26 protein-coding genes and 1 riboswitch are annotated in these 23119 nt (G+C 39.6%); of the genes, 16 read left to right on the top strand and 10 right to left on the bottom strand.

The features are described from left to right. Positions 1-26 precede the first annotated feature (26 nt). From E6C50_RS10870 to E6C50_RS10860, 3 genes are read right to left on the bottom strand one after another with little or no spacing between them, the layout of a single operon-like run. Complete coding sequence (locus tag E6C50_RS10870; protein WP_136403259.1) at positions 27-815, bottom strand: ABC transporter ATP-binding protein; 789 nt, start codon at positions 813-815, stop codon at positions 27-29. Continuing rightward, positions 815-1846: an iron ABC transporter permease gene (locus E6C50_RS10865; RefSeq protein WP_136403258.1), complete on the bottom strand. Its 1032-nt coding sequence runs from the start codon at positions 1844-1846 to the stop codon at positions 815-817. Before E6C50_RS10865 ends, E6C50_RS10870 begins: the two co-directional genes overlap by 1 nt. Before the next feature lies 1 nt (position 1847). Next, positions 1848-2990, bottom strand: coding sequence for an ABC transporter substrate-binding protein (locus E6C50_RS10860; RefSeq protein ID WP_136403257.1), 1143 nt, complete (start codon positions 2988-2990; stop codon positions 1848-1850). 106 nt (positions 2991-3096) lie between these two features. After that, a riboswitch (cobalamin riboswitch) is annotated at positions 3097-3332 on the top strand. A gap of 32 nt (positions 3333-3364) precedes the next feature. Here E6C50_RS10860 and E6C50_RS10855 point away from each other — a divergent pair. The 8 genes from E6C50_RS10855 to E6C50_RS10820 all read left to right on the top strand — a co-directional run bounded on the left by E6C50_RS10855 (position 3365) and on the right by E6C50_RS10820 (position 10641). Further along, entirely contained in the window at positions 3365-5191 is a 1827-nt protein-coding gene (locus E6C50_RS10855) for a TonB-dependent receptor plug domain-containing protein (RefSeq protein ID WP_136403256.1), read from the top strand. A 5-nt stretch (positions 5192-5196) separates the two neighbouring features. Next, positions 5197-6276 (top strand): YncE family protein, encoded by a 1080-nt coding sequence (locus tag E6C50_RS10850; RefSeq protein WP_136403255.1) that lies wholly within the window; start codon positions 5197-5199, stop codon positions 6274-6276. A gap of 11 nt (positions 6277-6287) precedes the next feature. After that, positions 6288-7337, top strand: coding sequence for a YncE family protein (locus E6C50_RS10845; RefSeq protein ID WP_136403254.1), 1050 nt, complete (start codon positions 6288-6290; stop codon positions 7335-7337). A gap of 86 nt (positions 7338-7423) precedes the next feature. Beyond that, positions 7424-8389, top strand: coding sequence for a T9SS type A sorting domain-containing protein (locus E6C50_RS10840; protein ID WP_136403253.1), 966 nt, complete (start codon positions 7424-7426; stop codon positions 8387-8389). Between the two features lie 152 nt (positions 8390-8541). Continuing rightward, a complete protein-coding gene (locus tag E6C50_RS10835) occupies positions 8542-9060 on the top strand; it encodes an RNA polymerase sigma factor (protein ID WP_136403252.1) in 519 nt (172 codons plus the stop codon). Further along, positions 9038-9475 (top strand): DUF3379 domain-containing protein, encoded by a 438-nt coding sequence (locus tag E6C50_RS10830; protein WP_136403251.1) that lies wholly within the window; start codon positions 9038-9040, stop codon positions 9473-9475. Before E6C50_RS10835 ends, E6C50_RS10830 begins: the two co-directional genes overlap by 23 nt. Positions 9476-9499: 24 nt before the next feature. Beyond that, the gene (locus E6C50_RS10825; protein WP_136403250.1) at positions 9500-10039 is read left to right on the top strand and encodes a DUF4252 domain-containing protein; all 540 of its coding nucleotides are present in this window, start codon (positions 9500-9502) and stop codon (positions 10037-10039) included. A 62-nt stretch (positions 10040-10101) separates the two neighbouring features. Continuing rightward, positions 10102-10641: a DUF4252 domain-containing protein gene (locus tag E6C50_RS10820; RefSeq protein WP_136403249.1), complete on the top strand. Its 540-nt coding sequence runs from the start codon at positions 10102-10104 to the stop codon at positions 10639-10641. Positions 10642-10701: 60 nt separating this feature from the next. Here the strand turns inward: E6C50_RS10820 and E6C50_RS10815 are convergent, their stop codons facing one another. From E6C50_RS10815 to E6C50_RS10805, 3 genes are all read right to left on the bottom strand, one after another. Beyond that, positions 10702-11865 (bottom strand): PepSY-associated TM helix domain-containing protein, encoded by a 1164-nt coding sequence (locus E6C50_RS10815; RefSeq protein WP_136403248.1) that lies wholly within the window; start codon positions 11863-11865, stop codon positions 10702-10704. Positions 11866-11886: 21 nt separating this feature from the next. Beyond that, positions 11887-12606 carry a DUF4198 domain-containing protein gene (locus tag E6C50_RS10810; RefSeq protein WP_136403247.1) on the bottom strand — a complete coding sequence of 240 codons (720 nt, stop codon included), beginning with the start codon at positions 12604-12606 and terminating at the stop codon, positions 11887-11889. A gap of 140 nt (positions 12607-12746) precedes the next feature. Continuing rightward, the gene (locus tag E6C50_RS10805; protein ID WP_136403246.1) at positions 12747-15122 is read right to left on the bottom strand and encodes a TonB-dependent receptor; all 2376 of its coding nucleotides are present in this window, start codon (positions 15120-15122) and stop codon (positions 12747-12749) included. A 510-nt stretch (positions 15123-15632) separates the two neighbouring features. Between E6C50_RS10805 and E6C50_RS10800 the strand changes: the two genes are divergently transcribed. The 5 genes from E6C50_RS10800 (at position 15633) to E6C50_RS17985 (ending at position 18937) form a co-directional block, all read left to right on the top strand. Further along, on the top strand, positions 15633-16055 hold the full coding sequence (locus E6C50_RS10800; protein WP_136403245.1) for a MarR family winged helix-turn-helix transcriptional regulator: 423 nt from the start codon (positions 15633-15635) through the stop codon (positions 16053-16055). Positions 16056-16101: 46 nt separating this feature from the next. Further along, positions 16102-16995 carry an alpha/beta fold hydrolase gene (locus tag E6C50_RS10795; RefSeq protein ID WP_136403244.1) on the top strand — a complete coding sequence of 298 codons (894 nt, stop codon included), beginning with the start codon at positions 16102-16104 and terminating at the stop codon, positions 16993-16995. Positions 16996-17106: 111 nt separating this feature from the next. Then, complete coding sequence (locus E6C50_RS10790) at positions 17107-17487, top strand: hypothetical protein (RefSeq protein WP_136403243.1); 381 nt, start codon at positions 17107-17109, stop codon at positions 17485-17487. 34 nt (positions 17488-17521) lie between these two features. Beyond that, positions 17522-18511: an aminotransferase-like domain-containing protein gene (locus tag E6C50_RS10785; RefSeq protein WP_230978998.1), complete on the top strand. Its 990-nt coding sequence runs from the start codon at positions 17522-17524 to the stop codon at positions 18509-18511. A gap of 81 nt (positions 18512-18592) precedes the next feature. After that, positions 18593-18937, top strand: a complete 345-nt coding sequence (locus E6C50_RS17985; RefSeq protein WP_230978997.1) for an aminotransferase-like domain-containing protein — start codon at positions 18593-18595, stop codon at positions 18935-18937. Between the two features lie 10 nt (positions 18938-18947). Here the strand turns inward: E6C50_RS17985 and E6C50_RS10780 are convergent, their stop codons facing one another. From E6C50_RS10780 to E6C50_RS10765, 4 genes are all read right to left on the bottom strand, one after another. Continuing rightward, on the bottom strand, positions 18948-19298 hold the full coding sequence (locus E6C50_RS10780; protein WP_136403242.1) for a DUF2200 domain-containing protein: 351 nt from the start codon (positions 19296-19298) through the stop codon (positions 18948-18950). 263 nt (positions 19299-19561) lie between these two features. After that, a complete protein-coding gene (locus E6C50_RS10775; RefSeq protein WP_136403241.1) occupies positions 19562-19840 on the bottom strand; it encodes a hypothetical protein in 279 nt (92 codons plus the stop codon). A 134-nt stretch (positions 19841-19974) separates the two neighbouring features. Next, complete coding sequence (locus tag E6C50_RS10770; RefSeq protein ID WP_136403240.1) at positions 19975-21132, bottom strand: FAD-dependent oxidoreductase; 1158 nt, start codon at positions 21130-21132, stop codon at positions 19975-19977. A gap of 26 nt (positions 21133-21158) precedes the next feature. After that, a complete protein-coding gene (locus E6C50_RS10765) occupies positions 21159-21914 on the bottom strand; it encodes a helix-turn-helix domain-containing protein (protein WP_136403239.1) in 756 nt (251 codons plus the stop codon). A 196-nt stretch (positions 21915-22110) separates the two neighbouring features. On the opposite strand from E6C50_RS10765, the gene E6C50_RS17645 reads away from it, so the two are divergent. From E6C50_RS17645 to E6C50_RS10755, 3 genes are read left to right on the top strand one after another with little or no spacing between them, the layout of a single operon-like run. Beyond that, positions 22111-22296 carry a hypothetical protein gene (locus tag E6C50_RS17645; RefSeq protein WP_168732787.1) on the top strand — a complete coding sequence of 62 codons (186 nt, stop codon included), beginning with the start codon at positions 22111-22113 and terminating at the stop codon, positions 22294-22296. Continuing rightward, positions 22241-22882, top strand: coding sequence for a CPBP family glutamic-type intramembrane protease (locus E6C50_RS18085; protein ID WP_136403238.1), 642 nt, complete (start codon positions 22241-22243; stop codon positions 22880-22882). Before E6C50_RS17645 ends, E6C50_RS18085 begins: the two co-directional genes overlap by 56 nt. A gap of 10 nt (positions 22883-22892) precedes the next feature. Beyond that, positions 22893-23060, top strand: coding sequence for a bacteriocin (locus tag E6C50_RS10755; protein ID WP_136403237.1), 168 nt, complete (start codon positions 22893-22895; stop codon positions 23058-23060). The last annotated feature ends 59 nt before the right edge of the window (positions 23061-23119 follow it).

The following is a 23119-nucleotide window of genomic DNA, read 5'->3' as shown; positions in this document are numbered from 1 at the left end:
GTTAAAATTACAAAACCAAATTGAATTTAGCGAATGATAAATTTTCCTTTTTCGCTGTCGAATACAATGTTTTCGTCTTTAAAAAGCTGATCAAATATCTGATTCGCAATCAGGTTACAAGGCGTATCCTGTAAAACGGTTCCCGGTAACATCACAATCATTTCATCGCTAAGTTGTATGGCCAGGTCGATATCGTGAGTGGAAAACAAAATGCATTTTCCGGTTTCGTGTGCCAGTCGCTTTAAAAGTTGAAACAAGGTCACTTTATGTAAAAGATCCAGATGTGTAGTCGGTTCATCCAGAATGATCAGTGGCGTATCCTGAGCCAGTGCGCGGGCTACGAGTACTTTTTGTAATTGTCCGTCGCTAATCTCATAATGTCTTTTATCGGACAGATGTGTGATCTGAGTGAGTTCCAAAGCTTTTTTAACCTGAGCGATGTCTTCGTCCGAAAGTGTCCCAAGCCAGTTGGTATACGGTTGCCGACCAAGGGCTACCAGTTCGAAAACACTAAGGTTACTCGGTGGTAATTTTTCGGTAAGTACCAGGCTTAAATGTTGCGCCAGTTCAAGTGGTTCGTAGGTACTAATATTTTTATCGTTTAGTAAAACGGTTCCTTCCAATGGTTTCTGAATCCCGGTAAGCGTACGTAATAAGGTCGATTTTCCAATACCATTACTACCGATTAGCGTGATGAGTTTACCCAAAGGTAATTCCAATTGCAGTTGTTCGGCGATGATAGTGGTCGCTTTTTTGGTTTTGTAACCAATGGTCAAACCCGAAGTTGTCAGGATATTGTTTTGTACGGTTTCCATTAGTTGATCATTTTGCGTTTTCGGAGTAATAACCAGATTATCACCGGAGCACCGATCAGTGAAGTGATGGCGTTTATCGGTAAGGTCATTTCACTACCCGGCATTTGCGAAAGCGTATCACATAAAAGCATAATCGCTGCGCCCAATGCCAAAGTCGCCCAGAATAATATCGCATGATTACTGGTTTGGAACAATAGTTTGGCCATATGCGGTACAGCTAATCCGACAAAGGCTATCGGTCCGGCAAAAGCGGTAATGCTTCCGGCCAGTAAACTCGTAGCGATGATAATGATAAAACGGATTCTTCCAAAGTTGATCCCAAGGCTACGGGCATAATTTTCGCCTAAAAGCAACGCATTTAAGGGTTTGATACTGATAAGGCTTAACAGCATACCGATAAACACGGTGGTAAAAAGTATCGTGATCGAAGTCCACGACAGGTTACCGAGGCTTCCCAACGACCAGAATGTGAATTTTTGTAATTGTTCGGCGGTGCTGAAATAGGTTAATACGCCTACAATGGCTGAGGCAAAGTTTCCAAACATCAAACCGACGATCAGTATTGCCATCGTATCCCGTAATTGGCGCGATACAAACAGAACGGCCATTAAAACCAAAAAGCTACCCAATGTAGAAGCAATTACGATTCCGTAGGAGGAAATCAGCAGATCGCGTAAAAATACCGGTAAGACCCCGGCGCCCAAAATTACAAAAGCAACACCCAGACTCGCTCCGGAACTTAATCCGAGAACATAAGGTCCGGCCAGCGGATTGCGGAATAAGGTCTGCATTAGTAAACCGCTAATCGATAAGCCCATTCCGGCCAATATAGCGGTAAAGGCTTTAGGCAGACGGTAATTCAGGATAATGTATTCCCACGATTTTTTGCTGACTTCATTACCGGTCAGGCTGTTCAGGATTTCCTTTAAAGGTACGGAAACAGAACCCGTTCCGATATTGATCAGAAAAAGTGCGATCAGGGTAATTCCCAGTAATCCGAATAGCAGTTTATGGCGGTTGGTCGCGGTCAAATTAGTTTAATTTTTGGAAAAAATACAATTGATAATCCGGTAGTAATTCCGGATGTACAATACGGATCATGTCTTTTAAAACCAGATCCGGACGGGTTGGTGCCAGTTCAAAGTACATAAAACCACCTTTTGGACCTCTTTTTAAAGCAAACGAATAGACTTGTTTGTTTTTTAGTGCGTTGAATTGTGCATAATGTGGATTGGCATCCAATAATTCTTTAATCGATGAATAATCGCCCGGCGCAATCCAGAAATCGGCATTCTGTGCCTTGTCAAAAACGGCTTCAAAGGAAACGGAAGCACTTCCGGTTCCTTTGGAATCTTTCCATAAATAATTGGCATTGGCATCTTTTAGGAAAACGGCCGCCCAACTGTCGCCTTGCGGTAAATACCAGGTATCCTGATACATCGCACCGCTAAATACGCTGGGTTGTTTTGTGGCGTTTTTGGCAATGGCCTGTGCTTCGGTATAGTCTTTTTTGATCTTATTAAACAGGGTTTCGGCTTCTTCGTTTTTTCCGAATAAAGCACCGATTAGTTTAATCCATTCGGCTTTTCCCAATGGAGTTTGTTCGGTCCAGTCGCCGTTATAAACGACTTTTAAACCGGCTTTTTCCAGTGCGGAATAGGTTTTGTTATTACTGTCGATACTAAATCCAACGACAACACCCGGATCGAGGTCGATCATCACTTCGGTATTCAGACTTTCGTTTTTACCGACTTCTTTTACTTTTTTTGCATCGATACGCGCCCGGGTTTTTTCGGAAGAAATATAATCCGTATTCGGGAAACCAACCAGTTTGTCTTCCACTCCTAATAATTCCAATGCCGGGATATGGGTGGTTGAGGTTACTACAACCGATTGTACCGGGACTGATATAGTGGTGTATTTTAGAAGACTGTCCGGAATAATTCCGCCTTTTTCCTGTAAAATATAGGTAAAGCCTTCTTTTGCATCCGGCCACGGATTCGTCACTTTTACCACGCTGTATCCATCGTAATGTTGAAGAGAAAGTCCTTTGGCATATTGAATGCTGTTGGTTCCGGTAACAACTGCTTTTTCGGAAGTTTGTGTGTCTTTTTTACAACTGGTAGCGGTTAGTAATCCCAAAGAAAGCAAAGCTAAAAGCGCTGTTTTTTTCATAATGATGACGGTTGCGGTTTCTGCAAAAATAAATTTATTTTCGATGTATTTTTGTGAGATGTGCAAAAAAAAGGTTTAAGGATTAGATAATTTCAATCTTACGACTATCTTTGCAATGTATTATGGTTATACTTAAGCCTTTCGCTGAGTATATTAAAAGGGAATCAAGTGTCGTCCGAATATAAAAGATGTAATCTTGAGCTGTACCCGCAACTGTGAGCTTTGTTCTTCCGTAAAAACGGAGAATGCCTGTTGTTATGCTTCGACCACTGTAACGTATCGTTATGGGAAGGTGAACCACAGGACGCAAGCCAGGAGACCTGCCATAGTAAATAATAATTAAAAGCTTTCGGGAAAAAAGGCTTGTTAAGACTATGAGATTAAAACTACTTTTCGCATTGCTGTTTTTGAGCCAGTTGCTATTGGCCCAGAATGATACTATTAACCTGAACGAAGTGATCGTGTCGGACGTTCAGCTACGCGATAATAACGTGTCGCAAACGGTTTTAAAACTAAACGATTCGATTATTCAGCAAAATCAGCCGGCTTTAACCTCGCTTTTAAATTATAATTCCGTGATCTATTTTAAAGAAAACGGATACGGAATGGTGTCGTCGGCTTCATTTAGAGGAACTACTGCGCAACAAACGGCCGTGTTGTGGAACGGAATCAATATCAATTCCCAGCTATTGGGTCAGACGGATTTTAATACGGTTACTACGCGCGATTTTAATTCCATTTCGGTAAAATCGGGTGGGGGAAGTGTGGTCTACGGAAGTGGTGCCATCGGAGGAACGGTTCACTTAAATACCGATTTCCGCTTCCGTGAAGCCTTTCAGAATGAATTGTATCTGGGTTATGGTAGTTTTAATACGATCAATACACAGTACCGTCTGAATGCCGGAACTAAAAAGTGGAATACGCAAATCAGTTTTAGTCGGAACAGTTCGGATAACGATTATCCTTTTGTCGGATCGGATGAAAAAAATACCAATGGGGAATACTATAATGCGACGGTCAATGCCAATATCGGTTATAAGATCAACGATAAAAACAGCCTGAAATTATACAGTCAGTTTTACGAAGATGAACGGCATTTTTCGATTACTTCCGAAAATGCGATCCGAACCAAATACCGCAATACCAACAGTCGGAATTTGTTGGTGTGGACCAATAGCGCAGGGCAATTTACATCGAATGTAAAAGCGGCTTTTCTAAAAGAACGCTATCAATATTACGACAATATTCAAAGTGATAACTTTTCGTTTGGGGAAGTGCAGACCTTTATCGCGAAATACGATGTGGTATATGCCATCACCGAAAACATAAAACTGAACGCCATTATCGATTATACGATCAACGATGGAGAAGGTGAAGGGATTGGTGAAGCCAAACGCAAAATAGGTTCCGGAGTAGTACTGTTTAAACATAAGGTATCCGATGCGTTTACCTACGAAGTAAGCGGACGAAAAGAAATTACCGATGCCTATCAAAGTCCGTTTTTGTTTTCGGCCGGAGCGACCTGTGCCGTTACCAACTGGTATAAAGTAAAACTAAACGGTTCCCATAATTTCCGTATACCGACCTTTAATGACCTCTATTGGAAACCGGGCGGAAACCTGAATCTTCGACCGGAAAGTGCCTATCAGGCCGACTTAGGACAGGAGTTTAGCTTTGGCGGATTGCGTCTGACGGCTACCGCTTATTATATGAAAATAAAAGACATGTTGCGTTGGCTTCCTACGAGTGAAGGCTATTGGGCGCCGGTAAACACCGACAGAGTACAATCGTACGGAGCGGAAGTTTTATTGGATTACACTCATAAAATCGGATCGCATGAGTTGGGCGTAAAAGGAACCTATGCCTATACGGTGTCGGAAGATGAAAATACGAATAAACAGCTTATTTATGTACCCTATCATAAACTGACCGGAGCGGTATCGTATGCCTTTAAAAATTTTGGTGCCTATTATCAGGCATTATATAATGGCGAGGTATTTACCTTATCAGACAACGATCCAAAATATATGGTAAAAGACTATCTGGTGTCCAATTTTGGAATCGATTATCGTATCGGAAAGAAAAACACCTACCGTCTTGGCGCGCAGGTTCGAAACCTTACTAACGAAAAATATGAAAGTGTGGCCAGTCGTTTAATGCCTGGCAGAAACTATAATGTAACCCTAACTTTAATTTTTTAAAACAAATGAAAATCAACAAATTACTTGGTTTAGGCCTTTTAACAGCTGTATTTTTTGCCTCTTGTACCGATGAGGAAATCGTTTACAAAGAAGCACCGGCTGCCGTATCTAAAGGAGCCTACGAAAAAGGTGTCCTGGTAGTGAACGAAGGAAATTTCGGTTCCCCGAATGCAGAAATAAGTTATATCTCATCTGAATTCCCAACCTTATTCCAAAATAGTATTTTCAATACCGTTAACCCAACAAAAGTTTTGGGGAATACAGCACAAAGCATTGGATTTAACGGTGATCTGGCTTATATCGTTTTAAACGGAAGTAACAAAGTTGAGGTGGTGAACCGTTATACTTTCGAAAGTGTGGCAACCATCCAAACCGGATTACAAAACCCAAGATATATTGCTTTTGCTAATGGAAAAGGATATATAACCAACTGGGGTGATGCCGGAGTAGCTACCGATGATTATGTGGCAATCCTAAACCTTACAACCAATCAGATTACAGGGAATATCGCTGTAGCGGAAGGGCCGGAGCAAATCGTAGCCTATAATAACGCTTTATATGTAGCACATAAAGGAGGCTATAGTTTTAATGATAAAATTTCGTTGATCAATAGTTCTGATGTAGTGCAGACTACGATTACTGTAGGTGATGTGCCGTCTGTTATCGAAATCAACAACAATGAATTATATGTACTATGTTCCGGAAAACCGGCTTGGTCGGGTACCGAAACAAGTGCTAAATTGGTAAAAGTAGACTTAGGAAGCAATGCAATAGCACAGTCGTTTACTTTTGCTGCGGGTGAACACCCAAGCTTGATGGATATCGAAGCAGGAAGCATTTACTTTATGAAAGGTAAAGGCGTGTATAAAAAAGACCTTGGCGCTGCGGCTTTACCAACAACACCGGTTTTCACTGCAACAGCAACTACTGTTTATGCCTTTGCTGCTCAAAACAGTAAATTCTATGTAGGTGACGCGATCGATTATGTGGCAAACGGAAAAGTAACTGTTTATGACGTAGCCGGAACACTTCAGAGAACGTACACTGTAGGAGTAATGCCAAACGGTTTCTATTTCAATAATTAATAGTAACTCGTATGAAATGGAATAGCATAAAATGGAGCAGCATACTAACACTGCTCCTTTTATATTTCGCTTTTGCTTCTTGTAGTAAAAGTGAAGATATTGTTATAGAGACACCTTTAGAAGCTTATGATAATGGTGTTTTTATGCTGAACGAAGGAAATTTTATGACACCGAATGCTTCGGTATCGTTCCTGTCGAACGATTTTCAGGATTTCCAGGAGAGTATTTTTCCAGCGGTTAATCCGGGTAAAATTTTAGGCGATGTAGCGCAGAGCATGACACTTTATGACGATAAGGCTTTTATTTTGATCAATAATTCTAATAAAATTGAAATAGTCAACCGTCATACGTTCGTTTCTTTGGGATCCATTACCGACGGATTGAGTCAGCCGCGATATGCAGCTGCATTAAATGGTAAACTCTATGTGACCAATGCCGTTTCAAAAAATGTTACGGTATACGATACGGAAACGTTTGCAAAATTAGCTACGATTCCGGTAAATAAAACGGTTGAAAAAGTAGTGGCTGTTAACGGAAAAGTTTACCTTCAGAATGCGGCCTACGGAAGCGGAAATGAAATCACGGTGATTGATGCCGCAACGAATACCATTAGTACCACGTTAACAGTAGTAGAAGGGCTAAATTCTATCGAAGCCAAAGGAACGCAATTGTATGCGTTATGCGGAAATACAACCGAAACGAAATTGTATGCAATTAATACGACGAATAATCAGATTGTCGGAACGACTACGTTTCCGGTTTCTCTGGCAAACGCCCGTAATATGGATATCGATGGAGAAGTGGTTTATTTTACCAAAGGTAATGGGGTATACCGCGTAGGATTGAATGCGTCGATAGTAAGTGAAACGCCAATTTTTACAGTAGCGGATAACGACTTTTCGACATTCTATGGCTTTGCGGCAATCAACGGACGAATTTATGTTTCGGATGCCAAAGGTTTTGTAGCCAGAAGTCAGGTTACCGTTTTTAGTGCTACCGGAACTGTATTGGTACAAAAAGAGACAGGAATAGGGACAAATGGGTTCTATCTCAATAATTAAATGTGAAAATTAAAAGTAGGCTACCTCTATTAGGTAGCTTATTTTTTAGGTGCATTGCATCGAAAATTAAAAATAAATACAAAACAATGAAAAAAATACTACTTATCGCCTCGCTGGGGTTAACAACAATTAGTAATGCACAATCCTATGCGCCACCGGCGGGACAGGAAGGATCAACGGCAATTGCGGCCGGAAGTTCTCAGTTTGTGGCATGGGCTACTGCGGCTACAGTGGTTCGCGGACCTCAGGATATCATTAATCCAAACGGACCATTGGCAACTATTGGTTCCGCAGAATTGGCTACAGGCGCTGCTGACGGTAGTGGAATTGTAAGTTTGGGTGATGGCGGTAATGCTATATTGACATTTGCAACACCAATTGCCAACGGACCGGGATTTGATTTTGCCGTTTTTGAAAATAGTTTTTCCGATACGTTTTTAGAATTGGCTTTTGTGGAAGTGAGTTCGGATGGGGTTAATTTCTTCCGTTTCCCGGCGCATAGCGAAACACCAACCAGTACACAGGTAAATGGATTCGGAAATATTGATTGTCGTTATATCAATAATCTGGCAGGAAAATACAGAGCTAATTTTGGTACGCCATTCGATTTGTCGGATATCCCGGATAATCCGTTGTTAAATAAAGAGCGAATTACACATGTTAAAGTAATTGACGTGGTAGGAACAATAGATCCACAGTATGCCACCCGTGACAGTTTCGGAAATATAGTGAACGATCCGTATCCAACACCGTTTGGTTCCGGTGGTTTTGACCTTGATGCAGTAGGTGTAATCAATCAGGCTACATTGAGAACAAAAGATTTTACCTCAGAATTCTTTTCTGTTTATCCGAATCCGACCAGCGGAATCGTAAACATTCGTTCTGAAAAAGAAACAACAATTGTGATTTACGATCTATACGGACGTAGGGTAAAACAACTAAATAAAGGAGATCATAAACAAATCTCCGTATCCGATTTAATATCAGGAACCTATTTAATTTCGTTAGAATCGGAGTCGTATAAAGAAGTTAAAAAGCTGATTGTACGCTAGTAATACTATTTTTTTTTGATAACAAAAGCAGGTTGAAATATTCGATTTCTTCCTGCTTTTTTTATTTTTTTTATAAATTTAAAAAACGGATGTAACAAAGTGTGTAACCGTTCGTCTTGATTGTATAAACCAAAACTAACCAACCCCAAATTATGAATCAACAGGAGTTCATCAAAGTAATTTCTCCTTTTAAAGACAAACTGTTCCGGATGGCGAAACGTTTGCTTGTGAGTACTGAAGAAGCGGAAGATGCGACTCAGGAAGTTTTGGTGAAATTATGGAAAAATAACCACGTACTGTCGAATTATAATAGTGTAGAGGCTTTTGCAATGACGATGACTAAAAATTATTGTCTGGATCAGCTAAAATCGAAAAGAGCAACCAATTTGCAAATTGTTCACAATAACTATTCCGATGGTACGGCAAGTGCTCAAAGGCAACTGGAAGATAAAGATAGCTGGAATTGGGTCGAAAAAATAATGGAAGACCTTCCGGAACAACAACGGTTAATTCTCCAGTTACGAGATGTGGAAGAATATGAATTCTCGGAAATCGCTAAAATTATGGACATGAATGAAACAGCAGTCCGGGTAGCATTATCGAGAGCAAGAAAAATAATAAGAGAACAATTGGTTAAAAAACACAATTATGGAATTCAATTCAATGGATAGGTTAATCGAAAAATACTTTTCAGGTGAAACCAGTATTGCCGAAGAAAAAGAGTTGAAAAACTACTTTATGCAGCCCGATGTGGCGCCACATCACGAGCAGTATCGCGCAATGTTTGGCTATTTCGCCCAGGCAAAAGACGAACAGTTTACAAAAACAGTTCCACTAAAACCCAGAAAACGTAACTATGTAGCGTGGATTTCTGTAGCTGCGAGCGTCGCGCTTTTGTTTGGACTTTTCACCTTCCTGAACCAAAAACCTCAGGAACAGGACCTCGGATCATTTGAAAACCCGGAAGTGGCTTATAAAGAAACGCAAAAAGCACTCGAAATGGTGTCGCAAAATGTTAATCTCGGCGTAAAAGGTATGGGGTACATGAAAGAATACGAAAAAACCACCAAAACAATTTTTAAATAAAAACAACAAGTAACAAAAAACAGTATGAAAACAATAGTTAAAAAAATAGTAGTAGCGATCGCTTTAATTATCATGCCAAGTATGGTATTTGCACAATCGCCTTTTGAAAAATTTGCCGATCAGGACGATGTCACGTCTGTAGTGGTCAATAAGAAAATGTTCGAAATGATGAGTAAAGTGAAAATGGATGCCTCCGACAAACAAACGCAGGTGTACATTAACTTACTAAAAAAACTGGACAACCTGAAAGTCTATACAACCAGTAGTGCCAAACCCGCTTCGGAAATGAAAAGCAGTGTGACGGCCTATTTAAAAGCGAATCCGTTGGAAGAGCTGATGCGGGTTAATGATAACGGTAAAAACGTAAAAATCTACGTAAAATCAGGAGCAACCAGCAGTCAGATTAAAGAGCTGTTAATGTATATCGAAGGCGGAAGCGGAAAAGGAAATGAAACCGTATTGATGTCGTTAACCGGTAACTTCGATTTGGATGAAATTTCAGCCTTAACCGAAAAAATGAAACTTCCGGGCGGTGAATCCTTAAAAAAAGCATCACAGAAATAATATAAATCAGAATTCCTGTTCATCTTTGGTGAACAGGTTTTTTTAACATTAATACGGATAGTATGAAAAGAATAGGAGCCTTATTGGTCGTACTTTCATTAGCACTGACCGGTTGTGAAACCAAACCGAGTTTACAGAAATATTTTGTAGAAAATTCGGATAATAAAGAATTTTTAGCGGTTGATATTTCTCCGAGCATTATCAATGTGGATAAAGTGGCACTTTCGACAGAAGAGAAAAAAGCGTTGGAATCCTTTAAAAAAATGAATGTTCTGGCCTTTAAAGCCGATGGTAAAAACCAACAGGAATTTGATGTGGAACGCAGTAAAGTAAAGGAAATTTTGAAAGATCCGACGTATCAGGAATTGGTAAAAGCCGGAAATGGAAAAGATGGTGCTGCGATTTATTTTGTGGGCGATACCGATCATATCAGTGAGTTTGTATTGTACGGATGTAAGAGCGAAAACGGATTTGCCGTAGCGCGCATCATCGGTGACAATATGAATCCAAACGATGTAATGGCCTTATTCGGATTGATGAAAAAAGGAAACATCGATATGGAACAGTTAAAACCATTACAACAGTTAATGGGGAAACCTTAAAAATATAAAAAGCCCGTTATGAACATGCCCCAAAAAGTTAGACACTATTTGGGGCATTTTTTATTTCTTTTTAAAATTTCGTCCATACCAGATTAAAAATCCGGTTACCGGGAGCATACCGCAAATAAAGCAGGCTATAAAAGCCAGTATTTTTCCGGGAATTCCCAGAATTGCCCCTACGTGAATATCATAGTTGGCGGTGATCAGTTTCTCTCCAAAATTTTTAGCACTGTGATCCCGTTGTGATAACAGTTTACCGGTATACTGATCAACTTGTAAATTGTGATTGATATAATACGCACCGTCTACTTGTTGTACATATACGTTGATCACATCTGTTGCACCGGCTGGTTTTCCATAATTATAGGCGCTTGCCGAGGGGTATTTTTCCCGACAGATTTGCAGTGTCGTATCCAATGCTGAAATTGTTCCCGGTTTTGTTACGATCGATTTTTCGGTTTTAACATCAGGAGGCGTGGTCGTTCCCGAACCGGCAACATAAACGATCGCCTGAAACCAGGTAAAAGCCCATACCATTCCGGTAAAGGCAATGATAATCGCGATTGAAGCAATATAAAAACCCAGAATATTGTGCAGATCGTAATTTTTACGTTTCCATTGTGTGGTGGCTTTCCACTGAAACCAAACCCGCTGTTTGCGAGCAGCTTTGTTTTTGGGCCACCATAAAATGATACCGGTAATCAGCATGATTACAAAAGTAAAAGTACCCCAACCGATAATGGGTTGTCCGATTTCTGTTTCCAACAGCAAGCTCCAGTGGAGCATTTTTACAATATTGAAAAAGTCGGTGGTTTCATCATAAACACCCAAAACCTTCCCGGTATACGGATTCACATAAACCGTCTGGTAATATTCGATATTCCCGAAATGAAAAATCGAATCGGGCTTGTCTTTTCGTTTATAACTGCGAAAGGTCCAGGCTTTATCCGGATTGTTATAGACAACAATGGAGGCATCTTTAATACGTTCTCCAAGTTGCTGTTGAGTCGTTTCCCATAGCTGACTAACCGGAAGTGTTTTTTCGGCTTTTTCGGTTACATATAGTACATCTTTCCGAAGCCAATTGGAAATTTCTTCGTTAAATACAAAAATGCAGCCGGTTACGGAAAGAAAAAGTACAATGATGCCAGAAGCCAGTCCCAGCCACAAATGCATTTTTCCAATCCAATATTTAAAGTCTCTTTTCTTCTTCTTTTTAGTCATCCCGGAAAACGTTTTTAGCAATTAGTTTGGTAAGGTATAAACAGCACTATGCCAGATAAACTGATAGTCTTTTCCATCATAATTTCCGGGAGTTTCTTCTTTTTGAGTAGCTTCCACTACATATTGCGTTTTAAACGGCGTTTTAAACGTTAGCGTTCCGTTTTTGTCGGTTTTGATTTTTCGGGACCATTGATCCGGGATAAACAAATCGATTTCCTTTTCCGCAAACGGTTCATTTTTATAGGTGATTTTTAGCGTTACTTCACCTGCTTTTTTAGAAATGTCGGCTATCGATAAACCCGATGGATTTTGAGAAACACTATCCGCTAAACCATTTCCAACGGTTGTTTTGGCTGTAGCATGATAATGGGTTTTAAAAATTCCGAAATTGTATTTGGTAAAATCAATAACCTCGATTTTATCGTTATCCAGAATAAACGTATAAGTTCCGTTGGTTTTTGGCGTAAAGGAAGCCTTGTAGAAAAGATCCGACGGTGTTACGTCCAGTTTTGTTTTTTCACCGTTTGGCGCGATTGCCCAAAGTGTGAAATGTTTCATCTTATTAAAAGTATCACTGCCTACTTTTTCGCGAACATCATGTCCGTATTCGCCAAAATAAACCCGAACTTCCTGCGGCGTGTTGATTTTTCCTTTTGCATTGGTTTCGATCCACATAAAATGGGCAAAGCTTTTGGTAGCACCCAGAATAAAAAGTGTAAAAATTAAAAACAGATTTCTCATAACATACGAGTTTAACGGTTAAAATAGAAAGGAGCCGACTCAAGAGTAGCTCTGTTTATGGGAAACCTGCCAAATCAAAAATCTGGCAGGTTATAGGGTATGGCATTTTAAAAATACCCTGTATAACTAACTAAAATCAATTAAAATTTATAGGTTAATCCAGCCGTAATCGAACGCAATGTTTGCGGACTAACGGTTGACCATCCGGAATAATATTTTTCATTCGAAATATTATTCATTTTCAAAATGATATTGAATCGGTCGGCAGTATAGGATAAAGCCGTATTAATTACCGTATAGCTAGGAAGGACAAAAGTTCCGATATTCGAACGGTTTAATGTTTTTTGATCACTGGCATAATTTCCACCAAAACCAAAACCAAATCCTTTAATACTACCTTCGGTAAACGTATAATTAGCCCAAAGATTTACCAGTGTTTCCGGACCGGCACTTTCCGGGCGCAATCCTAAATATCCTGATGTTTCAAGGTCTTTTGTTACTTCGGCATTGTTGGTGCTAAAACCGGCAATAATGTTTAATCCTTCTGCCGGATTGGCTACTACGCTCACTTCAAGACCTTTACTTTTGATTTCGCCTCCTTGTGTATAGGTTGCCGGACCATTACCCACATTCATGACGATATTGCTTACCGTAATGTTGTAATAACTTACCGTAGCACTTAGTTTGTTGTTGAAAAAGCTGGATTTAACACCAAACTCATACTGGTTTGCTTTTTCCGGATCAAAAGTACGGTAGCCTTCGCGCTCATTCGTTACTGAGTTAGTGATAGCTTGCGGTAATACGTTTTTAAATCCGTTCATATAATTGGCAAAAACGGATAATTTGTCCTGAATCGGTTGGTATACTAAACCGAATTTCGGTGAAAAAGCGGTTTGTCCTTTCTTTTCGTCTCCTACTTCTCCTATAAAATGATCCACGCGCAAACTTCCCATAGCCGATAATGCAGGTGTAATATTGATCACATCCGAAATATAAGCGGCATACGTTTCAGTTTCGGCATTCGATCGTGTAAAGTCGGTAGTTGCCAAAGCGGTATCGGCAGCCAATTGGGTCAGGTTTCCGGTATCCAGGCTATTGGATAAGGTTACCACACCCAAAGCGGCCCATCCGGCACCGTTATCTTTTTGAATACCATTGTAATAATCCAAACCTACGACCATACGGTTGCGTAAACCGGCAATTTTAAAATCGCCAATAAAGTTTTGCTGGATATCGGTACTATTGGTTTGTGCATTTGCTTTGGTAATATAGCGGGTAAACGAATCGTCTGTTCCACTGCTGTATAAATAGGAATAATAACCGTCCGATTTGGCTGTACTTCTGGAAATAGCTGTTTGTGAAGTCCATGAATCCGATAGTTTATAGAGCATTTGCGCTTGTAAACTAAAGCTTGGATTGCTAATGGATAGTGCGTTTGACGTAAATGAATTTTTATAATTTTTGTCAAACAGTTTAATGTCGGTAAACGGAAGAGGGGAGTTTCTATTTAAGAACAACATCGGGGCATAGGATCCTTCCGAATTTAAAAATTCTGTATTGATCATAAATGTTAAGCGATCGGATGCTTTATAGGTTAACGATGGTGCGATAAAAAACGATTTGCTATAACCGGAATCCTGGAAAGTGTCTCCGTTTTGGTAAGCGGCATTAACACGTAAAAAGACATCGTTGTTTTTACCCAGTGGGGTGTTGATATCGGCGGTTACACGGTTAAGTCCGTAGGTTCCCGCCTGATAGGACAATTCACCTCCAAAGGTTTCGTATGGTTTTTTGGTTACGACATTGATCAAACCACCATAGGAAATCAGGCTGCTTCCGTATAACGTTCCGGATGGCCCTTTGATCACTTCAATACTTTCGATATTTGAAAAATCAATTTTACCATTGTTGATATACGGTAAACCGTTTAACATGGTTGGTTGTACCGAAAAACCACGCATGGAAAAATATTCGGCACCGTCGCCACCACGCCCGGTCGATTCCCATAAACGGGTGATACCGGTTGCATTTTTTAGCGCATCGTTAAAGTTGGTCACAACCTGTTCTTTTAATAATTCTGCCGGAATGGATACATAAACCTGTGGGTTTTCAATATCTTTTAACGGCATTTTCGATACGGTTGTACTGCTTCGTTTCGTGAATTTGTTTATTTTTTTCTCGTTGATCACAACATCGTCCAATTCGTTTACAGCTTCTTTTAGAATGATGTTGGGTAGTGTGCTTTGTGCTGCGTTTAGGGTAATCCTGGTTTCGGTTCTTTTATAACCTACCATGGTGACGCGTAGGGTATAGGTGCCGTAATTCAGATTGGTAATGGTGTACTGACCTTCGTAATTGGTCGACGTTCCGATCGAGGTTTTCAGTACGCTTATACTGGCATTTGGGAGTGCTACTCCGGATTCATTTTGAACAACCCCTTTTATAGTTCCTTTGTTTTGAGCAAATGTTACCAGAGAAAATAGACTCCATAATAACACTAGGATTTGTCTGTTCATTCTATCTTTTATTTAGATTGATTAAATTTTAATACAAAATTAAAAGGCAAGCTCGGAATAGACAAATTAATTTAGAATAAATAAAATTTATTATGTAAGTTCTTGTTTGTTAATTATTTGTAATTTTTGTTGCATGTGTTTTTGTGAAAAATTATAAGATTTTTTTTCTAAAAATTGTAATACGGATTTTTAAAGTTGTGCCAATTATTTTCTTTTTTGTCGAGTTATGATACTTTGTTGTGTTTTAAATAGTAGGAAAAAAACTTTAACAATGGTTTCTTTTTAGTGGGTAATCAGTTTTATGTCACTTACTTGTGAGATAATTTTGAGCTTTTAATTTTTGATTGGCATGCTAAAAAAAACATCATTTTAAACGATAATTCCCCTATTTTTTTAAGGAGTTTACTTTATTTTCGGATATAAATCGGGATCGTAATAAATAAAATGGGAATTCCTAAAAATAAACTACATTTGTAAAAAAATAACACTTGATAACTCAAATATATTTCAATGATAAATAAAGATTTGAACTTCTTACTTAACATGGCTAAAGTGCAATCGATCGTATCCCGAAAATTCGATTCGCTGAGTGTTCATGGTATCGGGTTTAGCGATTTTATGATACTTTATGTATTATATAATGCGCCCGGACAAAGGATGCGCCGAATTGATCTGGCCGAAAGAATCGGATTAACAGCTTCCGGTGTAACCCGTTTGCTGGCTCCGCTGGAAAAAATCGGACTGGTGGGACGGGAAGTCAACGAACGCGATGCGCGGGTGAGTTATGTCGTGATTACTGAAAATGGTGAAAAACTATTCGAAGAAGCAAAAGTAACCGCCGAAGATATCGCTACAACTTTACTACCGGCCAAAAAAGGGAAATCCATTCAGTTGATGACGGAGTTGCTGGCCGAACTCGGCGGAAATCTGTAATCGGGTTTTAGCTAAAAAATAAAATGATAGAAAAGGTTATACTAATATGAATACAATTTCAATACATAATGTCGAATTGTGCTACACGGTTTTAGGCGAAAATAATCCGGAAAGTATCGTGTTGATTCCCGGTCTGGGTAGTCAGTTAATTCGTTGGGACGAGGCTTTTTGCCAGTTATTGGTTCAAAAGGGGTTTCAGGTAATCCGTTTGGATAACCGGGATTCGGGCGCTTCCGTTTATAAACCCGATTCTAAAAATGATTATGAAGGTGATCTTGAAAAAGCGTTTGAAAAAGTGAAAAGGGTTGGCCCTCCGTATTCGTTAAACGATATGGCAGCCGATGTGATTGCCTTATTGGATCATCTGAAAATCGATAAGACACATATTGTTGGGCGTTCGATGGGCGGCATTATCGGGCAATTGCTAGGCGCCAATTATCCGGAAAGAGTACGGTCGTTAACCATCATTATGGCAACATCTTTAAATCCGAATTTGCCACCGGTCGCACCGGATGTTATGGCTATGATGACAAAACCGGTGGTCGATGCATCTGTAGATCGCGAGGCCTATATTACGAATGCACTGACTTTTGCAAAGCGTATTGCAGGATCAGCTTTTTCATTGGATGAAGAACAGGAACGCAAGATGATTGAAGCCGAATTAAAACGTTCCATACCCGGAAATAGTGTGTTAAGACAATTGCTGGCCATGGGTTCGTGGAGTTATCAGGAAGCGATTTTAAACAAAATAATGGTACCCACACAAATTATTCACGGTACGGAAGATCCGATTTTTCATCCGGAATGTGCAAGGGATTTAGCCCGTTCTATTCCGGATGCCAAACTTGAGTTGATAGAAGGAATGGGACATGCTATTCCACCGGAATGCTATACTAATGTGACCGGATTAATTGTCGCGAATACTAAGCGCCAAAAGTAGTAGTTGTCTAAAACAAACGGCTGCAGACTATCTGTGTCTGTAAAAATAAGTTTTTCTGTATCTGTAACTATTGGTAGCGCCTTTATAGCTTTGTCGTATAAATCAAATGCTATGAACCGTATTGTAACCGACAAAGCAGCGTGGAGTATAACGGAAGTATATGCCACGGATATTAGACAATTAAAAGATTTCTTTAATGAATGGAACAACCGGCCAAAGGATATGTCGGTTGGGACGTCGTTCGGAATTCCGTTTTTGCAACTGAAAAATAATACCAGTCCTATTGCTTTTGCCAGTCTGATCGTAAATGAAAATGGAGCGATAGGATATAAAATATATCAGAAATCTTCCGAAAATTCGGTAATACAAACCGAATGGGAAAAGCAGGCTGCTATGGAATTTTTGGAAAAAAAAGCCGCTTTTAAAGATGTCGATTCCTTACAATCGGGGATTTTATGTCTTTTAAATTGGTTGGATTATAGCTGCAATTAAAGCGTTTAACAATACATTTGTGAAAAGTAGTCCGATGAAAACAGAAGCGTTATACCAGAAAATAGCGAGAACCATAGCCGAGCAGATCCAAAGTGAAACCTTACAACAAGGGGATAAATTACCGTCGATCCGAAGTGCGCAAAAGCTGTATAATGTGAGCATTAATACCGTTAAACTGGCCTATCTGGAGTTGGAAAGTCATTCATTGATCGAACCAAGACCCAAATCGGGCTACTTTGTGAGTCAGACGTCACAGCGAAAACTGGCATTACCGAGTGTTACCCGAATTAAAGCTACGGAAAAGAAAGAAACTGCTCAGGATTTAGTCGACAAAGTTTTCGGAACGATAGCCAATGAGGATGTAACTCAGTTTGCTTTGGGGATTCCGGGGAAAAACTTTCTCCCGTTGGCAAAACTAAACAAGGCAATTATCAAAGCAGTAAAAGACCGGGATGATAGCGCGACATCCTACGAACCCGTTCAGGGAAGTGAGCATTTGCGCCGGGAAATTGCAAAATGGGCATTGGTCCTGGAAGGCAAAATTACAGAAGAGGATCTGGTGATTACTTCCGGTGCGATCAACGCAATTTATAATGGACTGATGGCGGTTACCAAACCAGACGATGCCGTGGCGATTGAAACGCCGGCCTATTTTGGAGTGCTTCGGGCGATTCAGCTTTTGGGCTTACGGGCGATCGAAGTACCAACACATCCGGTTTTGGGTGTCGATCTCGATGCGTTAAAAGAAATCCTGCCACAGGTAGCCGCCTGTTGTTTTGTGACGAATTTTAATAATCCGATGGGATTTCAGATGCCGGATGAAAATAAAAAAGAACTGGTTCGATTGATCACTCATTATAATGTGCCACTGATTGAGGATGATATTTATGGCAACCTCTTTTTCGGAGCCGAACGTCCCAAGCCTTGTAAATACTACGATGAAGCCGGATTGGTAATGTGGTGTGGCTCGGTTTCCAAGTCGATGGCACCGGGTTATCGGGTTGGATGGGTAGCACCAGGATAGTTTAAAGATAAAATTATCCGCCAGAAAATAGGGCAAACGGTTTGTTCTCCGTCATTGTTTCCGGATGTTATCGCTCATTTTTTGGAACACGGAAGATATGATCATCATTTGAGAACCTTCCGACAAAAATTGTATGCCAATTATTTACAGATTCAGCGTGCGGTTGAAACGTATTTTCCGGATAACACCAAAATTTCGCAGCCAAAAGGCGGTTTTATGCTTTGGCTGGAACTGGACAAACGGATTTGTACGGAAGATTTGTACGAACAGGCTTTAAAGCAAAAAATGAATTTTGCACCGGGAAGAATGTTTTCCCAATACAATCAGTATAACAATTGTATGCGCCTCAATTATGCGATGGAATGGACCGATCGCGTTGAAAACGATTTAAAAAAACTGGGCACTATGGTTAAAAACAGTATTTAATAGCGGTGTCTTAGTTTCGTAAAATTTTCTCCATTGCTTTTCCTTTGGCGAGCTCGTCAATTAGTTTGTCGAGATAACGAACTTTCTGCATCAGCGGATCTTCAATAGTTTCGACACGGTAACCACAGATCACGCCGGTAATTTTGGAAACATTCGGATTTAAAAGCGGGGCTTGTGCAAAGAAGGTTTCAAAATCGGTTTTGTTGTCGAGAAGCTGTTGTAAACTTTGCAGATCATATCCGGTAAGCCAGAATATAATTGTGTCGACTTCGTCTTTTGTACGCCCTTTTCTCTCCGCTTTCTGGATATAATGCGGATATACACTCGCAAATGCCATTTTGTATACTCTTGAATTATCCATTTGAGTAGTTTTTTTATTGCGTTTGTAAATATCGGACTTTATCGAAACAGTTCTTTAAAAAAGCTTTCGAAACCTTTATATAATTTTGAGATAAAGTAAGATTGTTTTTGTCATTTTCCAATTGTTAAAGCGACCAAAGAGGTCACTATCCAATTTTGAAACAATCAGAATTTCATTCACGGGTATGATAATGCCTGATTTCTCTAAGAGAGTTAAAAATTAAACGTTGTTTGTCAAATCTAATATTATAGTATTTGGTTAAATTAAAGGTACAAAGGAATATATATCCTGCAATTAAGGGTAAAATGATTAAATCGAGATGTGGCATTAATCAGAATGTGAAAAGTATTTTTATTGACACTTTTATAGTTTTTTACAGATTTATCCAATTTATCTAATAAGGCTAAAGCTTCTGCATCATCATTAAATAAATCCTCGCTTTTCATATAAAAAGCACCGGAAGAAGTTACTGTAACTTTTTTAATGTCAGAGTTTTTTTTTCTTTTAATCCATTCAGATACGATATTTTTGAAAATGCTCATATGCCTTGAATTTTAATTTATATAAATATAAGGTATTAAAGTTTTATGCAATAAATTATTCAATAGGTGCATGCAGTAAAAGCAGAACAAACCGGCTAAAGTCCAAATTTGTCCTGTTTTTACTTTTCCAAACATTAATGACTATTAAATAGTTCCAACATAGTGGTTAATGCCTTGTCGGAATGCATGCGTTCGCCATTTTCTAGGGATTCCTGAGCGGCTTTGGCGGCTCTTTTTCGCATATTGGTTTCGTAGGCGGCTATGGCTTCCTGTATGCTGTTGTATGCATTTGAAGTCAGGCATTCGCTTAATTCCAGCGCATCGAGCATCGCCATATTGGCACCTTCACCGGCAAAAGGTGGCATGACATGAGCCGCATCGCCAAGAAGCGTCAGATTGGATTGCGCTTCCCAGGTCTGATCCAAAGGCATACAATAAATAGGACGCGGGATAACCGTAGCAGGACTTGCAAACAGTTCGTTCCATTTGGAGTCCCATCCCACATATTCCGTTTTATACCAGTCCAATAATTGTTGGGTGTCGGAATAATCCAAACCGTTGGTGGTTGCCCAGTTTTCCGGAACTTTAAGACTGGCGTAAAAGGTTAATTCACCATTGCCTTTCATCCCCATTAACAGGCATTTTTCTTTTCCAAAAGCCATGATTTTGCCATCATTTAGTAAAGCATGTATAGTCGGAACCGCTTTTTCGGCATTTGGAATCGTAAATTCCACCATGGTAATACCGGAGTAAAAAGCCTTGATATCCGTAAGGTACGGACGTATTTTCGAATTGGCTCCATCGCCGGCAACAACAAGATCGGCATAGGCAGTCGCGCCATTGTTAAAATACAATAGCCAACCTTCGTGTTGTTTTTCCATTCGGATAAAATGACGATTCCAGATCACGGTTCCCGGTTGTAACGAATCCAAAAGCATGTTACGCAGCGGACCGCGGTCGATCTCCGGTCGGAAATGAGCATGACCAAAGTTTTCTTCCGGTTTGGCATCGTGATCACTATAGGCGATTTCGGCCTTTTCGTTCAGGATCAGCTTTTTGTCCGCTCCGGGACGGAAATTCTGTTTAAAGGCTTCGAATAAACCGGCTTTGTATACGGCCGCAAGACCCGATCCTTCGTGTAAATCTAAAGGGGAACCCTGTAAACGGGCTTCCCGGTTATAATCGCGTTCGTATACGGTTACGCTTGCGCCCTGAAGCTGTAAAAGTCGGGCTAATGTTAGTCCTCCGGGGCCACCACCTATAATGGCGATTTGTTTATGTGCTAGTTTCATATCCTACATTTAATGTGGATACAAAGCTATCGCTGTTTTAAAACGGATACTAGTATAAATCGGTCGTTTTGATTTTTGGACAGTTCACTTGGAACAACGCCCGAAAATTTTTTGATTTCCTTTATAAAATGATTCTGATCGGTAAAGTTTAATTCCGGAAATAATTTACCCTGAGCGATATGTTCCAGAGAGGCTCGGAAGCGAAAAATAGTACAAAAGGCTTTTAGCGAAAGCCCGAATTGCCGGTTAAAATAACGGTTAATCTGCCGACTGTTCCATGCCGTTTTTTCCGAAAGTTCCGCGACACTCATTTCGCCTTTGGAAGTATAGATAAGTTCAAAAAGCTGGTGTTTCCGGATATCTGTTTTTTGGGGTAAACGCTCGGTTATTTTCTGAGTCGCTTTTTTATGGAAAGTCTCGAAATCGCGTAAATCATCGGTGTTGAAATCCCAAAAATCATCCGGAACATTTGCGGCGGTATTTAGTAATGACGCTATAGATTGCTGTAGGATATATTCAGCACCCAAAGGTTTAAAGCTAATTACAAAAGTACGGGTTTGTGGCGGAACGCTCCTTTGTTCAGGATAGGTCTCCAGTCCGAGGAGTAACGTCTGGATGGTTCCGGTTCCCGTTTGCGAAAAAAACAGATCAACCCGGCCATCAGGCATGACAACGACTTCTTTTTCCTGATCGGATGGATTGAAAAACATCCCGATGCTTTCGATATAATCGGCAAGTGCAGGTTCCGGTTCTCGGAATTGGTACTGGAAATCCTTGTCCATGGCTTTTGTTCGGTGTTAGGATACAGGTTTAAAAGTAGCAAATTATCAATTATAATAAATCGCCTGAATAAAGTTTGATCAAATGAAAATACGTTGATGATAAAAAAATGACCTTGGAACGTTTCGTCTTGTACAAGGAGTAAGCTCCTTATTTTTAGTAGCATGATCTATTTTTGTAATAATAAAAAGGGAGGAAATGAAATTAGAAAAACTAAATGGGGTTGTACTTAGTGATTTGGAAATGAAACGTATAGAAGGAGGCCGAATACCTTGGAGTAAATTGTATAAATGGGCAGAAAGAGCCGGTGTTTTTATAGCGCTTGCAGATGCTGCAGATCGGTTCGTTGAAGGTTGGAATGCAGTTGAATGTGATTGTAAATAAAAAAAGAGCGCTATTTATTGCGATTTTTTGCATTCATATTTCCTTTATTGTAGTTATAGAATTGGCTATACGTTATTTTAATATTGATTGTGTCCATTCAGATCGTCTTATGGCTTATTTGGAGTCGCCATTGGAATTACTGTTTGTAGTAACTGTTTTGGCTCCCATAGTAGAGGAAATTGCTTTTCGATATACGTTAGTAAAAAGTAACTACTCTTATTTAGGACTCCTATTTGGAGTTGTTTTTGCTTTTGTCGCGAATTTTAATTCGTATTTACTCGTTTTGATGATTCTGTTAAACGTTTTGGCTTTTATTGTATTTCGTTTTTCAAATAAGAAAATACTCCCTAAAATTTTTCTTGTAAGCTATGTTTTAATTTTTGCAATTTCACATAGTTCTAATTATACTGTAGCCTCACTCCAGGAACTTCCGGTATATGCATTGGTAATTCAGTTTTTTCCTCAAATGATACTGGGAACAGTATTAACCTATGTTCGGTTGTCTTCAAACATATTTTTAAATGTAATTATTTATCATGCATTATATAATCTGGTTTTTGTTGGGTTAGCACTAATGCAGCTTTAAAAAAATAGAAATGGAAAATTTTAAGGAGTTGTCAATACAGGAGTTAAAAACAATTAGAGGTGGGGATTGGATTCGGGATTTTGGAAGCAGTTGCCATAAGTTATGGTGTATGTGTAAAGATGGTTTGGGCTATTTGAATGAAGTTGGTAAAGGAGGAAGAATCCATTCCGCAGGATAGAAAGAACGGAAAGGAATGGTACAACATTTTTTTAATAGTAATAGTGTACTGGATTTTTT

The organism is Flavobacterium supellecticarium (genome assembly GCF_004801375.1).
In the GTDB taxonomy this organism is placed as follows: domain Bacteria; phylum Bacteroidota; class Bacteroidia; order Flavobacteriales; family Flavobacteriaceae; genus Flavobacterium; species Flavobacterium supellecticarium.
This window is presented reverse-complemented; position numbering and strand designations above follow the sequence as displayed.